The organism is Variovorax sp. KBW07, from assembly GCF_003852515.1.
In the GTDB taxonomy this organism is placed as follows: domain Bacteria; phylum Pseudomonadota; class Gammaproteobacteria; order Burkholderiales; family Burkholderiaceae_C; genus Variovorax.
Genome location: NZ_QAJK01000065.1, coordinates 59,367 through 79,539, shown reverse-complemented (window position 1 = coordinate 79,539; position 20,173 = coordinate 59,367). Strand labels below are relative to the sequence as shown.

The 20,173-nt window shown below is 63.4% G+C and carries 20 protein-coding genes and 4 tRNA genes; 14 read left to right on the top strand and 10 right to left on the bottom strand.

What is annotated here, in order from left to right; all coding sequences use genetic code 11:
* A complete protein-coding gene (locus DBV14_RS14910) occupies window positions 1-915 on the bottom strand; it encodes an NAD kinase (protein ID WP_124459938.1) in 915 nt (304 codons plus the stop codon).
* 28 nt (window positions 916-943) lie between these two features.
* On the opposite strand from DBV14_RS14910, the gene hrcA reads away from it, so the two are divergent.
* From hrcA to greB, 5 genes are all read left to right on the top strand, one after another.
* Window positions 944-1,951, top strand: coding sequence for a heat-inducible transcriptional repressor HrcA (hrcA, locus tag DBV14_RS14905; RefSeq protein WP_124459937.1), 1,008 nt, complete (start codon window positions 944-946; stop codon window positions 1,949-1,951).
* 62 nt (window positions 1,952-2,013) lie between these two features.
* A tRNA-Ile gene (locus DBV14_RS14900) sits at window positions 2,014-2,090 on the top strand.
* Between the two features lie 19 nt (window positions 2,091-2,109).
* Window positions 2,110-2,186: transfer RNA gene (locus DBV14_RS14895), tRNA-Arg, on the top strand.
* Between the two features lie 127 nt (window positions 2,187-2,313).
* A tRNA-Arg gene (locus DBV14_RS14890) sits at window positions 2,314-2,390 on the top strand.
* Window positions 2,391-2,447: 57 nt separating this feature from the next.
* On the top strand, window positions 2,448-3,026 hold the full coding sequence (greB, locus tag DBV14_RS14885) for a transcription elongation factor GreB (RefSeq protein WP_124459936.1): 579 nt from the start codon (window positions 2,448-2,450) through the stop codon (window positions 3,024-3,026).
* Window positions 3,027-3,056: 30 nt separating this feature from the next.
* Here the strand turns inward: greB and DBV14_RS14880 are convergent, their stop codons facing one another.
* From DBV14_RS14880 to DBV14_RS14865, 4 genes are all read right to left on the bottom strand, one after another.
* On the bottom strand, window positions 3,057-5,312 hold the full coding sequence (locus tag DBV14_RS14880) for a bifunctional (p)ppGpp synthetase/guanosine-3',5'-bis(diphosphate) 3'-pyrophosphohydrolase (RefSeq protein ID WP_124459935.1): 2,256 nt from the start codon (window positions 5,310-5,312) through the stop codon (window positions 3,057-3,059).
* Window positions 5,313-5,405: 93 nt separating this feature from the next.
* Window positions 5,406-5,609, bottom strand: a complete 204-nt coding sequence (gene rpoZ, locus DBV14_RS14875; RefSeq protein ID WP_021009011.1) for a DNA-directed RNA polymerase subunit omega — start codon at window positions 5,607-5,609, stop codon at window positions 5,406-5,408.
* Between the two features lie 32 nt (window positions 5,610-5,641).
* Complete coding sequence (gene gmk, locus DBV14_RS14870; RefSeq protein WP_124459934.1) at window positions 5,642-6,262, bottom strand: guanylate kinase; 621 nt, start codon at window positions 6,260-6,262, stop codon at window positions 5,642-5,644.
* 14 nt (window positions 6,263-6,276) lie between these two features.
* Entirely contained in the window at window positions 6,277-7,203 is a 927-nt protein-coding gene (locus tag DBV14_RS14865) for a YicC/YloC family endoribonuclease (RefSeq protein ID WP_124459933.1), read from the bottom strand.
* A gap of 91 nt (window positions 7,204-7,294) precedes the next feature.
* Here DBV14_RS14865 and DBV14_RS14860 point away from each other — a divergent pair, with 91 nt between their 5' ends.
* The 6 genes from DBV14_RS14860 (at window position 7,295) to DBV14_RS14835 (ending at window position 12,042) form a co-directional block, all read left to right on the top strand.
* Window positions 7,295-8,302, top strand: a complete 1,008-nt coding sequence (locus tag DBV14_RS14860) for a serine/threonine-protein kinase (protein ID WP_124459932.1) — start codon at window positions 7,295-7,297, stop codon at window positions 8,300-8,302.
* Window positions 8,303-8,318: 16 nt separating this feature from the next.
* Window positions 8,319-9,227, top strand: coding sequence for a PP2C family serine/threonine-protein phosphatase (locus tag DBV14_RS14855; RefSeq protein WP_124459931.1), 909 nt, complete (start codon window positions 8,319-8,321; stop codon window positions 9,225-9,227).
* Between the two features lie 48 nt (window positions 9,228-9,275).
* Window positions 9,276-10,007: a ribonuclease PH gene (rph, locus tag DBV14_RS14850; RefSeq protein ID WP_124459930.1), complete on the top strand. Its 732-nt coding sequence runs from the start codon at window positions 9,276-9,278 to the stop codon at window positions 10,005-10,007.
* Window positions 10,008-10,054: 47 nt separating this feature from the next.
* The gene (locus DBV14_RS14845; protein ID WP_124459929.1) at window positions 10,055-10,660 is read left to right on the top strand and encodes a non-canonical purine NTP pyrophosphatase; all 606 of its coding nucleotides are present in this window, start codon (window positions 10,055-10,057) and stop codon (window positions 10,658-10,660) included.
* Complete coding sequence (hemW, locus tag DBV14_RS14840; protein ID WP_124459928.1) at window positions 10,660-11,922, top strand: radical SAM family heme chaperone HemW; 1,263 nt, start codon at window positions 10,660-10,662, stop codon at window positions 11,920-11,922. Before DBV14_RS14845 ends, hemW begins: the two co-directional genes overlap by 1 nt.
* 32 nt (window positions 11,923-11,954) lie before the next feature.
* Window positions 11,955-12,042: transfer RNA gene (locus DBV14_RS14835), tRNA-Ser, on the top strand.
* 113 nt (window positions 12,043-12,155) lie between these two features.
* Here DBV14_RS14835 and DBV14_RS14830 read toward each other — a convergent pair.
* The 5 genes from DBV14_RS14830 to DBV14_RS14810 form a co-directional block, all read right to left on the bottom strand.
* A complete protein-coding gene (locus DBV14_RS14830; protein ID WP_124459927.1) occupies window positions 12,156-12,461 on the bottom strand; it encodes a hypothetical protein in 306 nt (101 codons plus the stop codon).
* A gap of 333 nt (window positions 12,462-12,794) precedes the next feature.
* Complete coding sequence (locus tag DBV14_RS14825) at window positions 12,795-13,952, bottom strand: PIN domain-containing protein (RefSeq protein WP_124459926.1); 1,158 nt, start codon at window positions 13,950-13,952, stop codon at window positions 12,795-12,797.
* Window positions 13,953-13,977: 25 nt separating this feature from the next.
* Window positions 13,978-15,765, bottom strand: a complete 1,788-nt coding sequence (locus tag DBV14_RS14820; RefSeq protein ID WP_124459925.1) for a DUF262 domain-containing protein — start codon at window positions 15,763-15,765, stop codon at window positions 13,978-13,980.
* A 238-nt stretch (window positions 15,766-16,003) separates the two neighbouring features.
* Window positions 16,004-16,957, bottom strand: a complete 954-nt coding sequence (locus DBV14_RS14815) for a helix-turn-helix domain-containing protein (RefSeq protein ID WP_124459924.1) — start codon at window positions 16,955-16,957, stop codon at window positions 16,004-16,006.
* Window positions 16,958-16,991: 34 nt separating this feature from the next.
* Window positions 16,992-17,231 carry a hypothetical protein gene (locus DBV14_RS14810; RefSeq protein WP_124459923.1) on the bottom strand — a complete coding sequence of 80 codons (240 nt, stop codon included), beginning with the start codon at window positions 17,229-17,231 and terminating at the stop codon, window positions 16,992-16,994.
* 451 nt (window positions 17,232-17,682) lie between these two features.
* Here DBV14_RS14810 and DBV14_RS14805 point away from each other — a divergent pair, with 451 nt between their 5' ends.
* Genes DBV14_RS14805 through DBV14_RS14795 form a run of 3 tightly spaced genes read left to right on the top strand, consistent with a single transcriptional unit; the run spans window position 17,683 to window position 20,045 of the window.
* Entirely contained in the window at window positions 17,683-18,483 is an 801-nt protein-coding gene (locus DBV14_RS14805; RefSeq protein WP_124459922.1) for a secretin and TonB N-terminal domain-containing protein, read from the top strand.
* A gap of 13 nt (window positions 18,484-18,496) precedes the next feature.
* Complete coding sequence (locus DBV14_RS14800; RefSeq protein ID WP_124459921.1) at window positions 18,497-19,057, top strand: RNA polymerase sigma factor; 561 nt, start codon at window positions 18,497-18,499, stop codon at window positions 19,055-19,057.
* Between the two features lie 22 nt (window positions 19,058-19,079).
* Window positions 19,080-20,045 (top strand): FecR domain-containing protein, encoded by a 966-nt coding sequence (locus DBV14_RS14795; RefSeq protein ID WP_260397038.1) that lies wholly within the window; start codon window positions 19,080-19,082, stop codon window positions 20,043-20,045.
* Window positions 20,046-20,173: the final 128 nt, after the last annotated feature.

The window sequence follows — 20,173 nt, the reverse complement described above, 5'->3', positions numbered from 1 at the left end:
TCAGGAGCCCCCTTCGTTCCAATGAAGTTTTTTGCGCAGCGTGTCGAAATAGCTCCAGCCCCTGGGGTGCAGGAAGCGCACCCTGAAGTCGGAACGGCGCACCACCACGCGATCGCCGATCACGAGCGAGGCCAGCGACTGCATGTCGAAATTGGCGCTGGCGTCGCGCCCGCCCACCAGCTCGATCACGATCTCGTCGGCATCGGGCAGCAGCACGGGGCGGTTCGACAGCGTGTGCGGTGCAATGGGCACCAGCACCCAGCCCGGCACCGCCGGATGCAGCAGCGGCCCGCCGGCCGACAGCGCATAGGCGGTCGAGCCCGTGGGCGTGGCGATGATCAGGCCGTCGGCGCGCTGGTTGGCCACGAAATGCCGGCCCACCGACACGCGCAGCTCGACCATGCCCGAGGTGGCGCCGCGATTGACCACCACGTCGTTCATGGCCAATGCATCGAACACCGACACGCCGTCGCGCATGACCTGCGCATGCATCAGGCTGCGGTGGTCTTCCTCGTACTCGCCAGCCAGCATCGGGATCAGCGTGGCCTGGTAGTTGTCGAGCGGAATGTCGGTAATGAAGCCGAGCCGGCCGCGGTTGATGCCGATCAGCGGAATGCCGTAGCTGGCGAGCTGCCGGCCGATGCCGAGCATGGTGCCGTCGCCGCCGACCACCAGGCCGAGGTCGCAGCGCTGGCCGATTTCTTCGACCGACAAGGCTTCATAGCGCGGCAGCGCCGGGGCGCCGTCGTCGGCGTCTTCCTCGCATGTCGAGCGCTCGACGAATACCTTGCACCCCTGCGACTCCAGGAAGGTGCCGATGCTCTCCATCACGCCGTCGCGCGCATCCGCCTGCGCGCGGGCGCCGGATGCCTGGTATTTGCCGATCAAGGCGACGTGACGAAAGCGGGAAGTCATTCACAAATTACAACACTAAAATCTTGCAATGCTGGACGACCGTGCCAAGTTGCTGCTCAAGACGCTCGTCGAGCGCTACATCGCCGACGGGCAACCCGTCGGGTCGCGCACGCTCTCGCGTTCGTCGGGGCTCGACCTGTCGCCGGCGACCATCCGCAACGTCATGTCGGACCTCGAGGCGCTGGGGCTGATTGCCAGCCCGCACACCTCGGCCGGCCGCATTCCCACGCACCGCGGCTACCGCCTGTTCGTCGACACCATGCTCACCGCGCAGCGCGAGCAGATGAGCACGCCGAGCCTCGCGCCGGACCAGCCGCAGAAGGTGATCGCCAACGCGGCTCACCTGCTGTCGAACCTGTCGCAGTTCGTCGGCGTGGTGATGGCGCCGCGGCGCGCCTCGGTGTTCAAGCAGATCGAGTTCTTGCGGCTGTCCGAGAACCGGCTGCTGGTGATCATCGTGTCGCCCGATGGTGACGTGCAGAACAGGGTGATTTTTCCGGAGGCGGACTATTCGCAGTCGCAGCTGGTCGAGGCCTCCAACTACATCAACGCGCACTACGCGGGCCTGACCATCGAGCAGGTGCGCGACCGCCTTCAGTCCGAGGTCGAGAAGCTGCGCGGTGAAATCGCCGCGCTGATGCAGGCGGCGGTGCAGGTCAGTTCCGAAGTGCTGACCGAGGCGCAGGAAGACGACGTCGTGATCTCCGGCGAGCGCAACCTGCTTGCTGTGAGCGATTTTTCCAGCGACATGGGGCAACTGCGCCGCGCCTTCGAACTCTTCGAGCAGAAGGCGCAGCTCATGCGGTTGCTCGACGTGTCGAGCAAGGCCGAGGGTGTTCGCATCTTCATTGGCGGCGAGAGCCAGGTCGTGCCGTTCGAAGAGCTCTCCATCGTCAGCGCCAACTACGAGGTCGACGGGCAGGTGGTCGGCACGCTGGGCGTGATCGGGCCGACGCGCATGCCGTATGAACGCATGATCCAGATCGTCGACATCACATCGCGGCTGATCGGCAATGCGCTGAGCCATCGCAAGTAAGTAAGCAAAGCAGCAAGGCCGGGCCGTTGCACGGCAAGGCACGAATAGAATCGTGCCCGCATGGGCCGTTAGCTCAGTTGGTTAGAGCAGCGGACTCATAATCCGTTGGTCGATGGTTCAAGCCCATCACGGCCTACCATGCTATAATCGTAGGCTCAGCGGCTGTAGCTCAGTTGGATAGAGTACTTGGCTACGAACCAAGGGGTCGTGGGTTCAATTCCTGCCAGCCGCACCATCTATCAGAAATGCCCGAAAGACTTGTCTTTCGGGCATTTTCTTTTTGCCCTTGTCTCAAATCGATGGGTGAGCTCCCGCCAAGGCCGGCGAATGTCGATAAAAAGCGGGCTATAATTGCAAGCTGTGCGGCTGTAGCTCAGTTGGATAGAGTACTTGGCTACGAACCAAGGGGTCGTGGGTTCAATTCCTGCCAGCCGCACCACTACAAGGAAAGCCCGCAACGAAAGTTGCGGGCTTTTTTCATTTGGAGGATTCTGCTGTGAGCAAGGCATTCACCAAGGAAACCGATACCGACGGGGACGACGATGGCGCAGACGGCGGCGCCTTGCCCCCGTTGCCCGCCGGCAGCAAGAACTACATCACGCCAGAAGGCTACGCGCGCCTGCGCGACGAGCTGCTGCAGTTGATGGACGAGGAGCGCCCAAAGGTCGTCGAGGCCGTGCACTGGGCCGCAAAGAACGGCGACCGCTCCGAAAACGGCGACTACCTCTACGGCAAGAAACGCTTGCGAGAGATCGATCGCCGCATCCGCTTTCTCACCAAGCGGCTCGAAATTGCGGAAATCACCGATCCATCGGTGCACCATGGCCGCGACCAGGTCTTCTTCGGCGCCACGGTCCGCTATGCCGACGAGACGGGCGACGAGCGAAGCGTCACGATCCTCGGTATCGACGAGGCCGAGAGTGCCAAGTCGCAAGTCAGCTGGATCTCACCGATTGCGCGGGCGTTGCTCAAGGCGCGTGAAGGCGACGTGGTGAAGCTCGTGACGCCGGGCGGAGCGCACGAAGTCGAGATCATTTCGGTGAGTTATCCGACGCCGCGCCCGGCCGAAGCCTAGCGTGCTGCAGGCCCCTCGCAAGGGAGGGACTCAGGGAGCGGGAATCGTCCTGGCCGCTGTCAGCACCGACGCGGTCCGCCGCGCGGCGCGCAGCACCGCATCCAGGTGCGTGCGGTCGCGTACGGCAATCACGAAGCGCAGGTCGGTCGAATCCTGCGGCGTTTCGTCGGCCATTTCCACGTGCGTGATGTCGGCTTCGGCGTCGGCCAACGTGGCGGCAACGCGCGCCAGCACGCCCTTGTCGTTGCGCACGGTAATCACCACGCCGGTTTCGAAAGCGCGCGTGGGCTCGTCCGCCCATTCGACGGCGAAGAAGCGCTCGCTGTCCTTGTGGCGCAAGCGCTGGCCCACGCCGCAGTCTTCGGTGTGCACCACCAGGCCTTCGCCGTGTCCGAGGTAGCCGACGATCTGGTCGCCGGGAATAGGGCGGCAGCACAGCGCGAAACGAACCGATGAGTTCTCGCTGCCATCGAGCGTGACCGCGCCTTGCGACACGGTTTCGTGCGAAATGAAGCGCTCACGGCTCAGCAGCAATGCATCGGGCCGCTCGCCCAATTCGGAAAGCAGCGCCATGAGCCGCTTGGCGACGATGCTCGCTATGCGCTTGCCCAGGCCGATGTCGGTCAGCAACTCTGAGCGGGTGCGGTTGCCGGTAAAGCGCAGCAGCTTTTCCCACAGGGCCTGGTGCTCTTCGTCTTCCTCGGGCAGCTTGCCGAGGCCTTCGGCGCGCAGCGCCTGCGCCAGCAGCTTTTCGCCCAGGCCTTCGGATTCGGCATGCGCCAGGGTCTTCAGGTAGTGACGGATCTTCGAGCGCGCCCGGCCGGTTCGCACGAACCCGAGCCAGGCCGGATTGGGCGTCGACACCGGTGCGGTGATCACCTCGACCACATCGCCGTTTTTCAGCTCGGTGCGCAGCGGCACCTGGTCACCGTTGATGCGCGCGGCCGAGGTGTGGTCGCCGATGTTGCTGTGAATGGCGTACGCAAAGTCGACCACCGTGGCGCCGCGCGGCAGCGCCATGATCTGGCTCTTGGGCGTGAAGACGTACACCGCGTCGGGGAACAGGTCGACCTTGACGTGGTCCCAGAACTCGGCGGCGTCGCGGGTTTCGTCCTGGATGTCGAGCAGCGACTGCAGCCACTTGGTGCCCAGCCGGTCGTTGCTGGCAGCGTTCGGCTCGGCGGCCTTGTAGAGCCAGTGCGCCGCCACGCCGGATTCGGCCACCACGTGCATGGCCTCGGTTCGCAGCTGGAACTCGACGCTCACGCCGGCCGGGCCCACCAGCGTGGTGTGCAGCGACTGGTAGCCGTTGAGCTTGGCGATGGCGATGTGGTCCTTGAACTTGCCCGGCAGCGGCTTGTACATCTGGTGAAGGATGCCAAGGCCGGTGTAGCAGGCGATCACGTTCGGCACGATCAGCCGGAAGCCGTAGATATCGGTCACCTGGGCAAAGCTCAGGTGTTTTTCTTCCATCTTGCGGTAGATGGAATAAAGCGTTTTTTCGCGGCCCGCGATCCGCAGCGTCATGCCGGCGGCCGAGAAGGCCGATTCGACCTCTTTCTGCACCTTCTGGATCAGGTCGCGGCGGCGGCCACGCGCCTTGGCCACGGCCTTGGACAGCGTGGCATAGCGCCAGGGCTTGAGGTGCCGGAACGACAGTTCCTGCAGCTCGCGGTAGGTCTGGTTCAGCCCGAGCCGGTGCGCGATGGGTGCGTAGATCTCCAGCGTTTCGCGCGAGATGCGGGCCCATTTTTCGCGCGGCGCGTCGGCCAGCGTGCGCATGTTGTGCGTGCGGTCGGCCAGCTTGACCAGAATGACGCGCACGTCGCGCGCCATGGCCAGCAGCATCTTGCGGAACGACTCGGCCTGGTTTTCTTCGCGGGTGTTGAACTGCAGCTTGTCGAGCTTGGTGAGCCCGTCGACCAGTTCGGCCACCGGGGCACCGAAACGCTCGATCAGCTCGGGCTTGGTCACGCCGCAGTCTTCGATCGCGTCGTGCAGCAGGGCGGCCATCAGCGCCTGCGCGTCGAGCTTCCATTCGGCGCATTGCGCCGCCACGGCGATCGGGTGGGTGATGTACGGCTCGCCGCTGTTGCGCAGTTGGCCCAGGTGGGCTTCGTCGGCAAAGCGGTAGGCGCGGCGGACCAGCTCGGTGTCTTCGGGGCTCAGGTAATCGAGCCGTGCCGTCAGGGCGGCAAAGCTTGCGGCAGCCGCATTCAGCGCCGCCGGACTCGGCTTCGGCGTGCCCGTCGGGGCATGGGACTGATGTTTGGCTACCGCGCTCATGGCTACCACTTTAGCGTGACCGCTCTATGGACGCGTCCAGACATAAAAAAAGCACCGCTTTGCGGTGCCTTTTCGTTGCAGGGCTGCGTCAGATCAGCCCGGAACCTTCTTGAGCATTTCGATGCCGATCTTGCCTTCGGCGATTTCGCGCAGGGCGGTCACGGCGGGCTTGTTCTTGCTCTCGATCTTGGGCGCGTGGCCCTGGCTCAGCATGCGCGCGCGGTACGTGGCGGCCAGAACGAGCTGGAAGCGGTTCGGAATCTGCAGCAGACAATCTTCGACGGTGATGCGGGCCATGATGAGAATCTTTCGGTCGGTGAGCGGGAAAATCAGGTGATGTTCAGTGCGGCGAATGTGTCGGCACGTGCACGGCGCTGTGCAGAGTACCGAAGCCGCTGAGCGTGGACGATCGCCTTGAGATCGAAAAGCGCGCGCTCAAATAACTCGTTGATTATAACGAAGTCGAATTCCCCCGCCCTGGCCATCTCTTCGGCGGCGTTTTTCAGCCGCAATTCGATGACCGAGGCGCTGTCTTCGCCGCGCCGCTCGAGCCGGGAGCGCAATTCTTCCCAACTGGGCGGCAGGATGAAGATCATCACCGCGTTGGCAAAGGTCTTGCGGATCTGCAGCGCGCCCTGGAAGTCGATTTCAAGAATGACGTCGGCCCCCTGGGCGATCCGCTCCTCGATGGCCTTTTTGGAAGTGCCGTACCGGTGGCCGTGCACATGGGCCCATTCCACGAAGCCGTCCGCCGCGATCAGCGCGTCGAATTCGGGGGGCGAGGCAAAAAAGTACTCGCGCCCGTGTTTTTCCTGCCCGCGGGGCGGCCGCGTGGTGTGTGACACCGACGGCTGCACGGCCGAGTCGAGCTCCATCAGCGCCTTGACCAGGCTCGATTTGCCGGCGCCGCTGGGCGCCGCCACCACGAAGATATTGCCGGGATAGTCCATTCTTTCGCTCGCCGTCATTCGATGTTCTGGACCTGCTCGCGCATCTGCTCGATCAGGACCTTCATGTCCACGCCGATCCGCGTGAGCTCCAGGGCTGCCGACTTGGAGCCCAGCGTGTTGGCCTCGCGGTGCAGTTCCTGGATCAAGAAGTCCAGCCGCTTGCCGATTTCGCCGCCCTTCTTGAGCAGCCGCTCGATCTCGTCGAGGTGCGAATTCAGGCGCGTCAGCTCTTCGGCCACGTCGATGCGGATGGCAAAGGCCGTGGCCTCGGTCAGCGCGCGGTCTTGCGCGGCCTCGGGCAGCGTGCCGCCCGTACCGGCGGCGGTCAGGCCCATGGCCTCCTGCCAGCGCTCCAGGAACCGCGCCCGCTGCTGTTCGACCAGCTGCGGCACCAGCGGGCCAGCCTGCTGCACCAGGGTGCGCAGTTGGCCCAGATGGGCTTCGAGCATCTTGGCCAGCCGTGCGCCTTCGCGCTGGCGGGCCGACATCAGGCCTTCCAGGGCCTTGCCGGTGACGTCGAGCAGGTCGGCGCTCCAGTCGCCGCGGGCGGCGCTGTCGCCGCCGGCCAGGCGCAGAACGTCGGCCACGCTCAGGTCGCGGGCACCGGGCAACCAGGCCTTGATGCTGTCCTGCACCCCGTTGAGCCGCTGGAGCAGCTTGACGGAGGGCTCGACGACACCCGCCTGGGCGGTGTTCTCGATGGCGGCGCGCACTTCGACTTTGCCGCGCTTGAGCTTGCCCGTGAGCAGCTCGCGCAGCGCGGTTTCATGCTGGCGCAGTTCCTCCGGCAACTTGAAAGTCAGGTCGAGGAAGCGGCTGTTGACCGAGCGGATTTCGACCCCGAGTCGGCCCGCGGCGGGAGGCCGTGCTTCGGCTTCGGAGTGGCTGCCTGCGGACCCGTTCTGGCCGCTGGCGTAGCCGGTCATGCTGTAAACTGGCATTGCGCCTCACTGTGGTTTTGCTTGCATGCACCGAGGCGTCGGCACGGCGTTCGCTTGCCGCACCATCGCCTTCGGGCGAAACTCCCGGATTATGTCAAAGGTCAAGCCTTCGCCCCTGTTGCCCGATACGGTCATTGGCGGTTACCGCGTTGTTCGCCGGCTTTCCGCGGGCGGTTTCGGTGTTGTCTATCTCGCCATCGACCCCAGCGGACAGCAGGTCGCCATCAAGGAATACCTGCCTTCTTCGCTGGCCACGCGCGGGCCCGGCGAGCTGAATCCGCAGGTTCCGCCCGAAAAACTGTCCCTTTACCGGCTGGGGCTCAAGAGCTTCTTCGAAGAGGGCCGCTCGCTTGCGCAGATCTCGCATGCCTCGGTGGTCAGCGTGCTCAATTTCTTTCGCGAGAACGAAACTGTGTACATGGTCATGAACTACCTGGAGGGCGCGACCCTGCAGGATTTCGTGGTCACGGCGCGCGACCTGAAGCGGCAGAAGGTGTTCCGCGAATCGACCATCCGCTCGCTGTTCGACGAAATCTTGCGCGGACTGCGCATCGTCCACCAGTACAAGATGCTGCACCTGGACATCAAGCCGGCCAACATCTTCGTCACCGACGACGACCGCGCCGTGCTGATCGACTTCGGTGCCGCACGCGAAGTGCTCAGCAAAGAGGGCATCTTCATCCGCCCCATGTACACCCCCGGCTTTGCCGCCCCCGAGATGTACCGGCGCGATTCGTCGATGGGCCCCTGGACCGACATCTACGCCATCGGCGCCTGCATCTACGCCTGCATGCAGGGCTACCCGCCCAACGACGCGCCGCGCCGCATCGAGAAAGACCGGCTCAGCCTCTCGCTGTCGCGCCTGCGCGGCGTGTACTCCGACAACCTCATCGAAGTGGTCGAGTGGTGCATGTCGCTCGACCCGCTGTCGCGCCCGCAATCGGTCTTTGCGCTGCAAAAGGAACTGAGCCGCGAAGGCGAGCGCCGCTACACCAAGCTCACGGTCGGAGAAAAGGTCCGCCTGTCGCTCGACAACATCCGTTCCTTCGACAAGAAGAGCCTGCCCAAGGCCGCCGCGCCCACCACCCGCCCCGCATGACCACGACATCGACGACATGAAATTTTCCGTCTTCCAGGTCAGCCGCAAGGGCGGCCGAGTCAAGAACGAAGACCGCATGGGCTATTGCTACACGCGGGAGTCGGGCCTGTTCGTGCTGGCCGACGGCATGGGCGGCCACCCCGAAGGCGAGGTCGCGGCCCAGTTGGCCCTGCAGACCATTGCCGCGCTGTACCAGCGCGAGGCCCGCCCGACCGTGAAAGACGTCAAGGCCTTCCTGGCCGAATCGGCCATGGCCGCGCACCAGCAGATCATGCGGTACGCCAGCCACAAGGCCATGCTCGACACCCCGCGCACCACCGTCGTCGCGGCCGTTCTGCAGGGCACCACCGCCACCTGGATGCATTGCGGCGACTCGCGCCTCTATGTCGTGCGCGACGGCCGCCTGCTGACCCGCACGCGCGACCATTCGCACGCCGAGCGCCCCAAGCCGCACGGCTCCGACACCCCGGTCAACCGAAACCTGCTGCTGACCTGCCTCGGCTCGCCGACCACGCCGCTGTTCGACGTGTCGGCGCCGCTGCAACTGCAGCGCGGCGACCGCATCATGCTGTGCTCCGACGGCGTGTGGGGCGTGCTCGACGACGCGCTCATCGTGCACACGCTGTCTTCCGGCAAGCCCGTGTCCGATGCCGCGCCCGACCTCGCCGAAATGGCGTTGCGCAAGGGCGGTGCCCACAGCGACAACGTGACGCTCATCGCGCTCGAATGGGAAATGCCCGACAGCGCGAACGAAGACAACCACGGCATTTCCACCGAAACCATCACCGACGGCGTGTTCGCCTCGACCATCCAGGCCGGCATGCCCTCCGACAGCGAGATCGACGACCTCGACGAGGACGCCATCGAGCGTTCCATCGCCGAGATCAACGAAGCCATCCGCCGTTCCGCCGCGCGCAAGACCTGAGCGCGCCGTTCGTTCGCTCCCTTTTTTCCTCTTTCGAGTCTCAAAAAAATGACTGCTTTCACACGAAGCGGCGGCCGTGCCGCCGACCAGCTGCGCCCCGTGCGCATCACCCGCGGCTTCACCATCCACGCCGAAGGCTCGGTGCTCATCGAGTTCGGCCAGACCCGCGTGCTGTGCACCGCCTCGGTCGAAGAAAAAGTGCCGCCGCACAAGAAGGGCAGCGGCGAAGGCTGGGTCACGGCCGAATACGGCATGCTGCCGCGCGCCACCCACACCCGCAGCAGCCGTGAAGCCGCCAAGGGCAAGCAGACCGGCCGCACGCAAGAAATCCAGCGCCTCATCGGCCGCTCGATGCGTGCCGTGTTCGACCTTGCCGCCCTCGGCGAACGCACCATCCACCTCGACTGCGACGTGCTGCAGGCCGACGGCGGCACCCGCACGGCAGCCATTACCGGCGCCTTCGTCGCCGCGCAGGATGCCGTCAACAAGCTCATCGCCGCCGGCACCCTCAAGGCCTCGCCCATCAAGGGTCACGTCGCCGCCATTTCGGTCGGCGTCGTCGAAGGCACGCCGCTGCTCGACCTCGAATACACCGAAGACTCGGCCTGCGACACCGACATGAACGTCGTCATGACCGGCGCCGGCCACTTCGTCGAAGTGCAGGGCACCGCCGAAGGCGTGGCCTTCACCCGCGACGAAATGAACCTCCTGCTCGGCCTGGCCGAAAAAGGCATCGGCGAACTCGTGACCCTGCAGCAGCAAGCACTGCTGTCGAACTAACCCAGCTACTGGCGCGCGCAAGGCGTGCGCCACAGCCACCTTGACTTATGAAACTGGTTCTGGCTTCCAACAATGCGGGCAAGCTCGCCGAACTCCAGCAACTGTTCGCGGAGCTGGCCGTTACGCTGGTGCCGCAATCGGCGCTGGGCGTGGGCGAGGCTGAAGAACCCTTCCGTACCTTCGTCGAGAACGCGCTGACCAAGGCGCGCCATGCCAGCGCCGCCACCGGCCTGCCGGCCATTGCCGACGATGCCGGCCTGTGCGTCGATGCCTTCGGCGGCCTGCCGGGCGTCGACACCGCTTTCTATGCCACGCAGTTCGGCTACGCCAAGGGCGACGCCAACAACGTGAAGGCGCTGCTCGAGCAGCTCGACGGCGTCGTCAACCGGCGCGCCGCGTTGGTCAGCACGCTGGTTGCGCTGCGCAGCCACGACGACCCCGAACCCCTCATCGCCGTGGGCCGCGTCGTCGGCGAAATTGCCCCCGCACCCGTCGGCGACAACGGCTTCGGCTTCGACCCCGTCATGTACCTGCCGGCCTTCGGCAAGACCTTTGCCCAACTGCCGCCCGAGGTCAAGAACGCCAACAGCCACCGCGGCCGTGCCGCGCAGGCCATGCTGGCGTTGATGCGCGAGCGCTGGCTGTCGTCGTAATGGCCACTGTTTTTCCGATCCAGCCGGCGCAGTCTTCGGGCGCGCCGCAGGCCAACGACGTGCTGCACTGGATGCGGCCCGGCCCGCTGCAGCTGTCTGCATTGCCGCCCCTGTCGCTGTACATCCACCTGCCGTGGTGCCTGCGCAAGTGCCCGTACTGCGACTTCAATTCGCACGAATGGCGCGCCACCACCGCGGCCGATGCAGAGGGCATTCCCGAGGTCGCCTACATCGATGCGCTGCTGGCCGACCTCGATGCCGCGCTGCCGCTCATCTGGGGCCGCACCGTCCACACCATCTTCATCGGCGGCGGCACGCCCAGCCTGTTTTCTCCGCAGGCCATCGACCGCCTGCTGGGCGACGTGCGCGCGCGCCTCAAGCTGGCGCCCGATTGCGAGATCACCCTCGAAGCCAACCCCGGCACCTTCGAGCGCAACCGCTTTCGTGCCTACCGCGCCGCCGGCGTCACGCGCCTGTCGGTGGGCGTGCAGAGCTTCAACGACGAGCACCTGACCGCACTGGGCCGCGTGCACGACCGCGCCCAGGCCATTGCCGCCGTGGAAGAGGCCGCCAGCGCATTCGACACCTTCAACCTCGACCTGATGTACGCGCTGCCGGGCCAGACGCTCGAGCACCTCGAGGCCGACCTCTCGCAGGCGCTGGCCCTCGCGCCGCCGCACATCTCGGTGTATCACCTCACCATCGAACCCAACACCTGGTTCGCGAAGTTTCCGCCGACGCTGCCCGAAGACGACATTGCCTACGCCATGCTCGACCGCATCACCGAGCGCACTGGCGCGCAAGGCATGTCGCGCTACGAGGTGTCGGCCTATGCGCGCGAAGGCCACGGCTGCGCGCACAACCTCAACTACTGGCAGTTCGGCGACTACCTCGGCATTGGCGCCGGCGCGCACAGCAAGCTCAGCTTTGCGCACCGCATCGTGCGGCAGGTGCGCTATCGCGAGCCGCGCCTGTACATGGAGAACGCGCGCGCCGGCGCGGCCGTGTCGCAGAGCGACGAGGTGTCGCTGGCCGACCTGCCGTTCGAATTCATGCTCAATGCGCTGAGGCTGAAGGCGGGCTTCACGCTGCCCCAGTTCAGCGAGCGCACGGGGCTGGCCATGACGTCCATCCAGCGCGGCATGGAAGAGGCGGAACGCAAGGGGCTGCTGGCGCGCGACCTGTTTCGTGTATGGCCCACCGAGCGCGGGCTGGACTTTCTGAGCGACCTGCAGACGCTGTTCCTGCCCGATGAAGATTGAGGCAGTGCCGTCAGCTTAAAATCGACGGTTCCGGAGAGTTGGGTGAGTGGTTTAAACCAGCAGTCTTGAAAACTGCCGACGAGAAATCGTCCGTGAGTTCGAATCTCACACTCTCCGCCAGCCATCGATGTCTCTCATCGACGCTCGGCCAGTTCGATATCCTTACCCATCCGTCGGCAGTGCGACTGGGTGATACGAAGTGATGAGCTAAGAGCTATCAGCGCGAAGGGGCTTCACTCACCGGCAGTGTTGTAGTTCGAAGGGCGCTCAAATCCGGCCGACTGCCACATCAGGTCAAAGACTGGGCGCATCGCTGCTTCGGGTGTCAGATGTGCGGGTACAAGCACGTCGGGCAAAGTCAATGTATGGCGGTCAAAAGGACCCTGATGATCCTCAAAGCCAAAGCTGCGGTCTCTACCGAACTCTAGCTCGACGCTATTGGCGCCGATCAGCGACACGATGCAGGTCATCTCAAGGCCGATATTGAAGTGCACGTACTCTTCGCGCAGCCGTCTCAGAAAATGATGGATTCTTGCCAATACGCGATGCTATGTCTCCGTTGATGAAACTGGATTCGATCCAGCGAGTTTCAAGAGGTTTCGGGGGGAGTACAGAGGCAATCACGCGCATGACTTGGCATGAGATGAGGTGAGACTATCCGCCGACAACGGGGTGTTAGCGGGGCCCAACGGTCGGGGGCGGGGCTTCGCTCGATTGACCGCAGTGGTGCGCCCAGCGCGCCAGCCTGCTCGCGCGACCGTTCGCAGGGGCTAGTGTTCTGCCACCCCTTCGCCGGCGTCCGCAGCGGGGAGCCCGGCGACCGGATTTGGCCGGAAGGGCCATTTCTTTCGTAGGAGCCTGCGGCCGGGGGATTACTCGTAGTCCGGCGGTCCGTAGTCCAACTCGACTTCGAACCCTTCTAGGGAGTAACTACCCTTCGCGATCTCAATGTCGGTGTCCCAGTCGCTCGGTTCGGTTTCCAGGTGCACGTCGGAGCATGTCAGGAAGACCTCGACATCGACCTCTTCCTCGGTGGCGAACTCTTCCGCTCCGAGGCTCAGTTCTTCCTTGTCGATGGAGTCCCAGGCAAAAAACTCAACGGACAGGTCAACGTTCGCCTTGACGCGCACCGTCAGTTCGACGATCCACGTGGTGGGCGCGCCCTTCGCAGACCAGACGCTTATATCGCCGTCGATGCTGTACTCGACGACATTGGCATCGTAGACCTCCGGTTCCACCCGGTACGCCGAACCTGTGTGCACATCCCAGGCGTCCCACTGTGCGTCAGCAATGTGTTGATTTAGGGCGTCCGCGAGAGCTGTACCCAACGGCGAACCAGCGTCCTTGACCGCGGCTGCAATCTTCATCTTGATGGATTCAGCGTGTTCGTTGGTCGCAGCGAAGAGTGTTGCCAGTTCGTCGATCGAACCAGCGCAGTACAACGTATCCGACTCGGCGGCGTATTGTTTCCACCCCTTGTCGTCCGACGCGATGATTCCAATAGTGTCGTTGTCGTTGGCGTACTGGTCTAGCTGCCACAGGCACATGGCGTCCGGGAACTCTGACTTCTTCTTCTCGCTTAGGCCGAATGGAGGCCGCTGGGCGAAGTAGTCGGCGAACAGGCTTGCTACTGCGTCCACGCCCGCCGTGGGCAGAACGGCGCCTCGGCATTGGGTTGCGTAGTCGTGAATCTGCTGGGTAAACTGTTGAGAGGCTGCCTCAATGGTGTTGAGCTTTTCAACGGAGTCCCGGACCTCTGAGACATCAATTGTTGTCAGCCTGTGTAGTTCATCGGCCGCACCCTGGAGAAGCTTGTGCGCCTTGTGTACCGACTCCATCCGATGCTTAACGATCTCGCTAACCACGATCTCCGGTAACTGCAGTCCGATCGACTCGGGCAGTTGATTCGGCAGCTGATGTAGCGCGCCTTGCGTGAAGTTGTAGCCGGCGGCCTGGATGAGATTTGTGTCGATTGAGAAGAACGTGATGTCTTCCCAGGCCTGAGCGGCGGTCGGTAGATCCTTGGGCATGCTGGATTTTCATCTGCCAATGGCGTCAGACTCTCCAGATCTTGAGAGCGAGCTTCGCGAATGACTTTGACCGATCTTCGACCGCTTTGAACTTGAACTGAGTTAGCTTGGCGACATCCTGAGTAAGCCGAATATTTGACTTTAAATATTCCTTGCGCTTGGCCAGGAAGGGGTTGTTTGATGCGACCACGTTGAGTTCGTCGGCTAGGAGGGTCATGTTGCCGATGCGATGCAGCATTTTGGTGTGCTTAACCTTCCAGCCCTCGCCGAGATAGCTAGGCCAGTCACCGAGGGTTGCCTTGGTGCTGAGCTTCTCGGCTGCCTTGGGAATGATGTGTTCGAGTTCTAGGTCGTCTGGAGAAGCCAGGTAGTACTCGTTTTTGTGCGCGATTGCTTGGTACTCGAACATCTCAAGAGCGTACCGCGCTCGGTCGATCACGGCGGGCACGAAGGGGAAGGTCGCAAACGCGGCCTCAAACTCATCGTCATCAGGCGTGTGCTCTCGGAAGGTTGCTAGCACCGATTGCTCGTAGCCGCGATCGTCTATGCCCGTAAGTCCGGCGAAGATCGTCTCCAGCTCGTTGGAGCGCTTCTCACAGATGTGCCGACGCATCATGAAATTCTCCAACACCCGCAATAACCGAACGTGTGCTTTGTCGTCCAAGCAATCCCGCCCGAACATGTCCAGTAGCCAAGTGAAGGCTTGAAAGGCCTTAATGCGCCGCAGGTTCTCGATATGACGATTGACCTTCTTGGAGGCCGTGTTCGCCCGTAGTAAATTCGAATAGAGCTCGGCAGCCCGGCGCAACTCTTTTGCAAAGACGATGAGCTTGACCTTGCTGGTCTTCGGGATGGCCTTTGCAGTGTCATCGTCCAAGACGGCGACGTCTTCTACGTCCTCCCCATCTTCATCTTCACCATCCTTGAGGTTGGCCGAAATAAATTCGGTCATGCTTTCGGCCTCGGTGACGTGCCTGAGATAGTAGGCCCGGAAGTCGGCAACCACCTTGCCCGTGGTCACCTTGCGGTGCAACCTGCTGGCCAGCCATTGGCGAAAGAAGCCATCGCTATCCAGTCCGTCCAGCGAGACAATCAACCTCCGCCAGTCATCCTTTACCTTGTCCAGTGTTCCCGGCGGGAGCGAGGATGCGTGGCCCAAAAGGAAATTCTTGATGATATCGGTTGGCCTCAGTCTCAGGCCGCGATTGTTAATAGTCTCGAAGAGCTTGTAGGCATCCTTGGCGGCACTGACGTCCAGCCTGATCAACGCTGCAGAATTTAGAAGTTTGCCTTGGAAGGCCGATAGGTCCTGTGCAGTGAACTCCTCGAACCAAGATACAAAGTTCTCCCGGGCGGCGACAAGTTGCGGATTCTCGGGATCCTCGTCCCACTCACCCGTCATCACTCGTCGATACTCCGAGTCGTCTAGATCGCCTAGTTGGAGTTTGGGTTGCTCGTCGCCCTCTCCGGTTTCGCACTCGAGCAGCTTGCGAAGATCGTAGGCCTTCTTCTCTAGTCCCTTGCTTTCTAACTGCTCTGCGAGCACAACCATCAGTATCGAGATGGTTGTGACGCGTTGTTGCCCATCGACGAGTTCCAGCTGGTTCAATAGGGGTGAGTGGGTGCCAGACAAGAGGAGTAGCGTGCCCAGCAAATGGGTATCTCCAGCAGGCAGTAGCCGAATGTCGTCGAATAATTCACGTTGCTGTCGCATACCCCAGGCGTAGCGACGCTGGTAAGCTGGAATGACGAACTGCTCGTTGGCCACCGAGAAGAACTGCTTCAAGGTGAGCGTATTCGGAGAAATTTTCATGGAGAGCTTTCTGAAGCAATAGACAGCGTAGATAAGTCGCGCTGATATTCATGGAGGCTGGTTCGATTTTGGCCTCCCTCGAGACGGCTTAACCAACGAGCTGACCGAAGTAGTTTGCCTTAGCGCCGACCACTCTGATCGCACAGGTAAAGAAGGAAGCTGCTGCTGTGCGAGCTCACCAGGGATCAAGAAAATTCTTCAGCGCTCGGCACGCTGAACGGAACTTTCCGCAGTCTTCCTAGAAGCGGCACCAGTCAGCAAAGGGAATAATGCCCGTGACTGGCTGAGCATTGTTTAAATACAGGGTCCAAGTGAGTGCACGTTGCATATCACTCAGCACCTGAAAGTTGTCGTGGTCGACTTCCATGATGAACTCCGGAAAGTGACCTGGTTCAGGGTCATATTTCTGAGATTGGCCCGGGTGAAGAATGAAGCGAGCTCCATTGCCTAGAGGATCGCCAAAGGAAAGCCGGGCAACCTCTCCTCCATCGCGGAGGTTCACCATTTGGGCCATGTGTTGGTACAAGGCATGAAGTCGTGCGAGGTTCTGGCCTTGGTATCGCGAGTCATGAAAAGCAACCGCCGGGACATCAACGTTCAGCCACCATTTCTCCATCGTAACGTTACCGACATTCGTGACTGCCACTCGAAGACTGTATCGATGAAGATCTGCCGAAATTCCATGGTTCTGGGTGCGCACAACAACTTCAGCGAGGGGGCGCGTGCCGCGCGACATCAGGTCGCGAATGCGAAAATCTTCAAGCGGCCTTGTGGTGACGCCAGCTCGTTGGTAGTAGCGTAGGTCCCCAAGCAGGGTCTGATGGGCTGTGCCTGCAGCCTTGATGTCGACGACCAGTACACGACCACCTTCCACTGCGATCTCTTCGATATCGAAGTCGTGAAATCTAGGGCTTGCATGATCGTGAATTGTCGAGCTTAGCCACTCGCGGGTAATGGTTGGGTCGGCAAGGGGCGCCAAACTATCTGCAGCGGCGATGCCGTCGACTGGCCGGCTCTCGGCGATGCCGTAGATGATGCGTCCCCCATCTGCATTGGCAAAACCGGTCACGTCCTTCAGAAGTTCTACGCGCTGATTGTTCTGTCGGCCCAGGGAATCACCTCGCTTGAACTCAAGGTAGAGCGATTCCTGCGTCCGATCTTCGATGAGGCTGAGAATTTCTTCCGCCGTCATGTTGCTGGCCTCATGGACGGTTTCTTTTCACGAATCAATTTTTGACTTGAATCGCGAACACCGCTAACTGCCAGCGAATCCCGCCACACCTTTGTGGATGCTGCCGTTCATTTTGTGGGGGCAGCTTGTGTCCCTTTGCGATACCGATCTCATCGCCGCATCCGGTACACCGATAGATTCCAGCATTTGCCGCCTCAGTCCCAGGGGCGTAGCTCTTATCAAACTCGGCGTGGAGATTTTTTGTCAGAAACTCGTCATGCTTATAGGAAGCCATCGTCGCGCTTTCATTTCGTTTCAATCACACGAATGTCGGCGGTTTGCGATGGGAACGCGCTTCGGGAAAGCCCGGATTCCGAGGTGCGTTCGTTGTTTGGTGGTGAGGATGATGGAAGTCTTTGAATACGGGCAAAAAACCCGCATACAGCCTGGTCAATGTGCGGTCACACTCTCCGCCAGATTTGATCCTTGGCAATTCCTGAAAGTCCCGCGCAGTCCATGCGACGGGACTTTTCTTTTTGGGCTGTGTCCTTTCGAGACCGATGAAGTCTGCGCACCCTCGACTCGCGCACGCCACCCCTCCCGCCCCCAAAGCGAAAACCAAACGTCACAAGTCGGTCACGCACGCCCGCTAGTCTCGCCCGCACGCTCACCCGGACCGCTCCGGGCCGCGCGGCGGACAGTCGCCGCTCCAGACCTCTTCGTTGTTGCCGTTGACCCTCCGCCTCATGACACGTACTTCCGCATCGGGCGGTGCCCTGACGCTGTCCTGGTGCCTGGTCATGATGCTGGCGATCTGCGCCGCGCACGCTGCAGCAGCGGCCTCAGCATCGGCAACAGCACCATCGCCGGACGACATGGCGATCGATGCGGCCCCCCTTCATTTCGACCTCCCGGCTCAGCCGCTGGCGCGTTCCCTCGCCGTGTTCGGCCGTCTCACTGGCCATTCGGTACTCGTCACCAGCCGCCTCACCGAAGGCCGCGAAGCGTCGCCGGTACAAGGCGAGTTCGCGCCGCGCGACGCGTTGCAGCGCATGCTCACCGGCACCGGCTTGGCGGCGCGCTACACCGGCGCCAACGCGTTCACGCTCGTGCCGCTGCAAGCACCAACCGGCAGTTCGCAAGAACAAGAACAACAGCAAGCGCACGAACCCGCCAGCGCCGCGCTGGCCGGCAGCGGCCCGGCCTTGCGTGCCTACGCGACCGTCCTGCAGGGTGCCATCACGCGCGTGCTGTGCATCGCGCAGCCCGACGCTTTCGGCCGCTACCGACTCGCGGTCCAGCTGTGGATCGACTCGGCGGGCAGCGTCAGCGACGCGCATGTGCTCGAAGGCAGCGGCGTGCCGGCGCGCGACGCCACGGTGCTCGCCAGCCTGCGCGCGCTCGGCCTGGACACGCCACCGCCGCCCGCGTTGGCACAGCCCATCACGCTGCTGCTGACCCCGCGCCCCGACCCGGCGCGCGACTGCCGGCCCTACCTCGGCGCACACGCGACCAGCGCTGCGGGCGCCGTGGGCGCCGGGGGCTGAGGCGGCGACGCGCATGTCCGAATCGATCAAGGCCTCGCTGCGTGCGCTGTTCCTTGCGCGCTATGCGCAGTTCCGCAAGCACCTGCACCTTCGCCTCGGCTCGGAAGACCTGGCCAACGACGCGCTGCAGGAAGCCTATCTGCGCGTCGAAAAATCCACTGTACACAGCGCGGTGCGCTACCCCTCGGCCTATCTGTTCCGCATCGCGCTCAACGTGGCGGAAGACCAGCGCAAGAGCAATTCGCGGCTGCTGAGCGTGGGCGAGGTCGAGGCGCTGTACGACATGGCCGACGAGGCGGCGGACCCGGCGCGCAGCGCCGAGGCGCGCAACGAACTCGAGGCGCTGGAGCGCGCGCTGGCGGAGTTGCCGCGCCGTCGCCGCGCCATCGTGCTGGCGGCGCGCGTCGACGAGATGCCGCACAAGGACATCGCGGCGCGCTACGGCGTGTCGGCCCGCACTGTCGAGAAGGAACTGCGTGCGGGCCTGGAGCATTGCTGCGAGCGGCTGGGCAGGGATTTCATCCAGCGCTTCGGTCCCGGTGCCGGAAAACAGTCTTCGTGTGATGACCGCTGATGAACCCGGAGCGACGGACGCCATGAAGACCCTGCAACGCGAAGCGCAAGCCTGGGTGGTGCGGCTCGGCTCGCAAATGGCGACGGAAGACGACGCGCAGGCGTTCCGTCGCTGGTGCGCGCGCAGCCGCGACCATGCGCAAGCCTTCGTGCAGGCGCGCGAGGTGTGGCAGGCGATGGCGCCGGCCGCGCAGCGCGTGCAGCAGCAAGAGGCGCGCGAGGCGGCCCGCCGCCGCCTGCCGGCGCCCGGCCGTCGCGCCTTCCTGGGCGGCGCGGTGGCGGCCTCGGTCGCGTACCTCGCGGTGTCACCGCCGCTGGCGCTCTGGCCGTCGGTGACCGAATGGGGCGCCGACTTGCGCACGGCCACCGGCGAGCAGCGCGAGGTTGCGATGGGCGACGGCGTGGTGCTGCAGATGAACACGCAGACGCGCATCAACCTGCGTCACGGCGCGGCGCAAGAAGGCGCGGGAGAAAGCATCGACCTGGTTTCCGGCGAGGCCGAGGTGCTCGCCGGCGGCGCGGCATCCGCGCGCGTCACTGTGGCGGCGGGCGGCGGCGTGGTGTCGGCGGTGCATGCGCGCTTCAACATCCGCCATCTCGACGGCGAAGTCTGCGTGACCTGCCTGTCGGGCCAGGTCGAGGTGGCGCAAGGCACGCAGCATGCGCGGCTCGACGAAGGGCGGCAGCTGCGCTATGGCCCCGCGGGGCTCGGCGCGGTCACCGGCGTGGACACCGGCCCGGTCATCGCATGGCGGCGCCGCCAGCTGGTGTTCGACCAGGTGCCGCTGTCGCAGGTGGTGGCGGAGGTCAACCGCTACCGCCACGGCCGGCTGATTCTCACGAGCGAGGCGTTGGGCCGCAGCCGCGTGCAGGCGAGCTTTTCCATCGACCGGCTGGACGACGTGGCCTTCCTGGTGCGCGACGTGTACGGCGCCGAACTCACGCAGTTGCCCGGCGGCATCGTGCTGCTGGGCGCCGCCAGCGCCTGACGAGCACCGGCCCGCGCCGACCCGCGCCGAACCTCCGCGTTCGTGAAGATTTCGTGACATGGTGCAGTCGCGCCTGGCCTTCGCTGTCATAGCTCGGTAGTCCACGGGCCTTGCCGCTTCGTGGCCCC

What these genes read in the sequence shown, in the direction of transcription:
- DBV14_RS14910 (WP_124459938.1), bottom strand. Translation starts at nt 915, where the DNA reads ATGACTTCCCGCTTTCGTCACGTCGCCTTGATCGGCAAATACCAGGCA.
- hrcA (WP_124459937.1), top strand. Translation starts at nt 944, where the DNA reads ATGCTGGACGACCGTGCCAAGTTGCTGCTCAAGACGCTCGTCGAGCGC.
- DBV14_RS14880 (WP_124459935.1), bottom strand. Translation starts at nt 5,312, where the DNA reads ATGAGCGCGGTAGCCAAACATCAGTCCCATGCCCCGACGGGCACGCCG.
- rpoZ (WP_021009011.1), bottom strand. Translation starts at nt 5,609, where the DNA reads ATGGCCCGCATCACCGTCGAAGATTGTCTGCTGCAGATTCCGAACCGC.
- gmk (WP_124459934.1), bottom strand. Translation starts at nt 6,262, where the DNA reads ATGGACTATCCCGGCAATATCTTCGTGGTGGCGGCGCCCAGCGGCGCC.
- DBV14_RS14865 (WP_124459933.1), bottom strand. Translation starts at nt 7,203, where the DNA reads ATGCCAGTTTACAGCATGACCGGCTACGCCAGCGGCCAGAACGGGTCC.
- DBV14_RS14860 (WP_124459932.1), top strand. Translation starts at nt 7,295, where the DNA reads ATGTCAAAGGTCAAGCCTTCGCCCCTGTTGCCCGATACGGTCATTGGC.
- DBV14_RS14855 (WP_124459931.1), top strand. Translation starts at nt 8,319, where the DNA reads ATGAAATTTTCCGTCTTCCAGGTCAGCCGCAAGGGCGGCCGAGTCAAG.
- rph (WP_124459930.1), top strand. Translation starts at nt 9,276, where the DNA reads ATGACTGCTTTCACACGAAGCGGCGGCCGTGCCGCCGACCAGCTGCGC.
- DBV14_RS14845 (WP_124459929.1), top strand. Translation starts at nt 10,055, where the DNA reads ATGAAACTGGTTCTGGCTTCCAACAATGCGGGCAAGCTCGCCGAACTC.
- hemW (WP_124459928.1), top strand. Translation starts at nt 10,660, where the DNA reads ATGGCCACTGTTTTTCCGATCCAGCCGGCGCAGTCTTCGGGCGCGCCG.
- DBV14_RS14825 (WP_124459926.1), bottom strand. Translation starts at nt 13,952, where the DNA reads ATGCCCAAGGATCTACCGACCGCCGCTCAGGCCTGGGAAGACATCACG.
- DBV14_RS14820 (WP_124459925.1), bottom strand. Translation starts at nt 15,765, where the DNA reads ATGAAAATTTCTCCGAATACGCTCACCTTGAAGCAGTTCTTCTCGGTG.
- DBV14_RS14815 (WP_124459924.1), bottom strand. Translation starts at nt 16,957, where the DNA reads ATGACGGCGGAAGAAATTCTCAGCCTCATCGAAGATCGGACGCAGGAA.
- DBV14_RS14810 (WP_124459923.1), bottom strand. Translation starts at nt 17,231, where the DNA reads ATGGCTTCCTATAAGCATGACGAGTTTCTGACAAAAAATCTCCACGCC.
- DBV14_RS14805 (WP_124459922.1), top strand. Translation starts at nt 17,683, where the DNA reads ATGACACGTACTTCCGCATCGGGCGGTGCCCTGACGCTGTCCTGGTGC.
- DBV14_RS14800 (WP_124459921.1), top strand. Translation starts at nt 18,497, where the DNA reads ATGTCCGAATCGATCAAGGCCTCGCTGCGTGCGCTGTTCCTTGCGCGC.
- DBV14_RS14795 (WP_260397038.1), top strand. Translation starts at nt 19,080, where the DNA reads ATGAAGACCCTGCAACGCGAAGCGCAAGCCTGGGTGGTGCGGCTCGGC.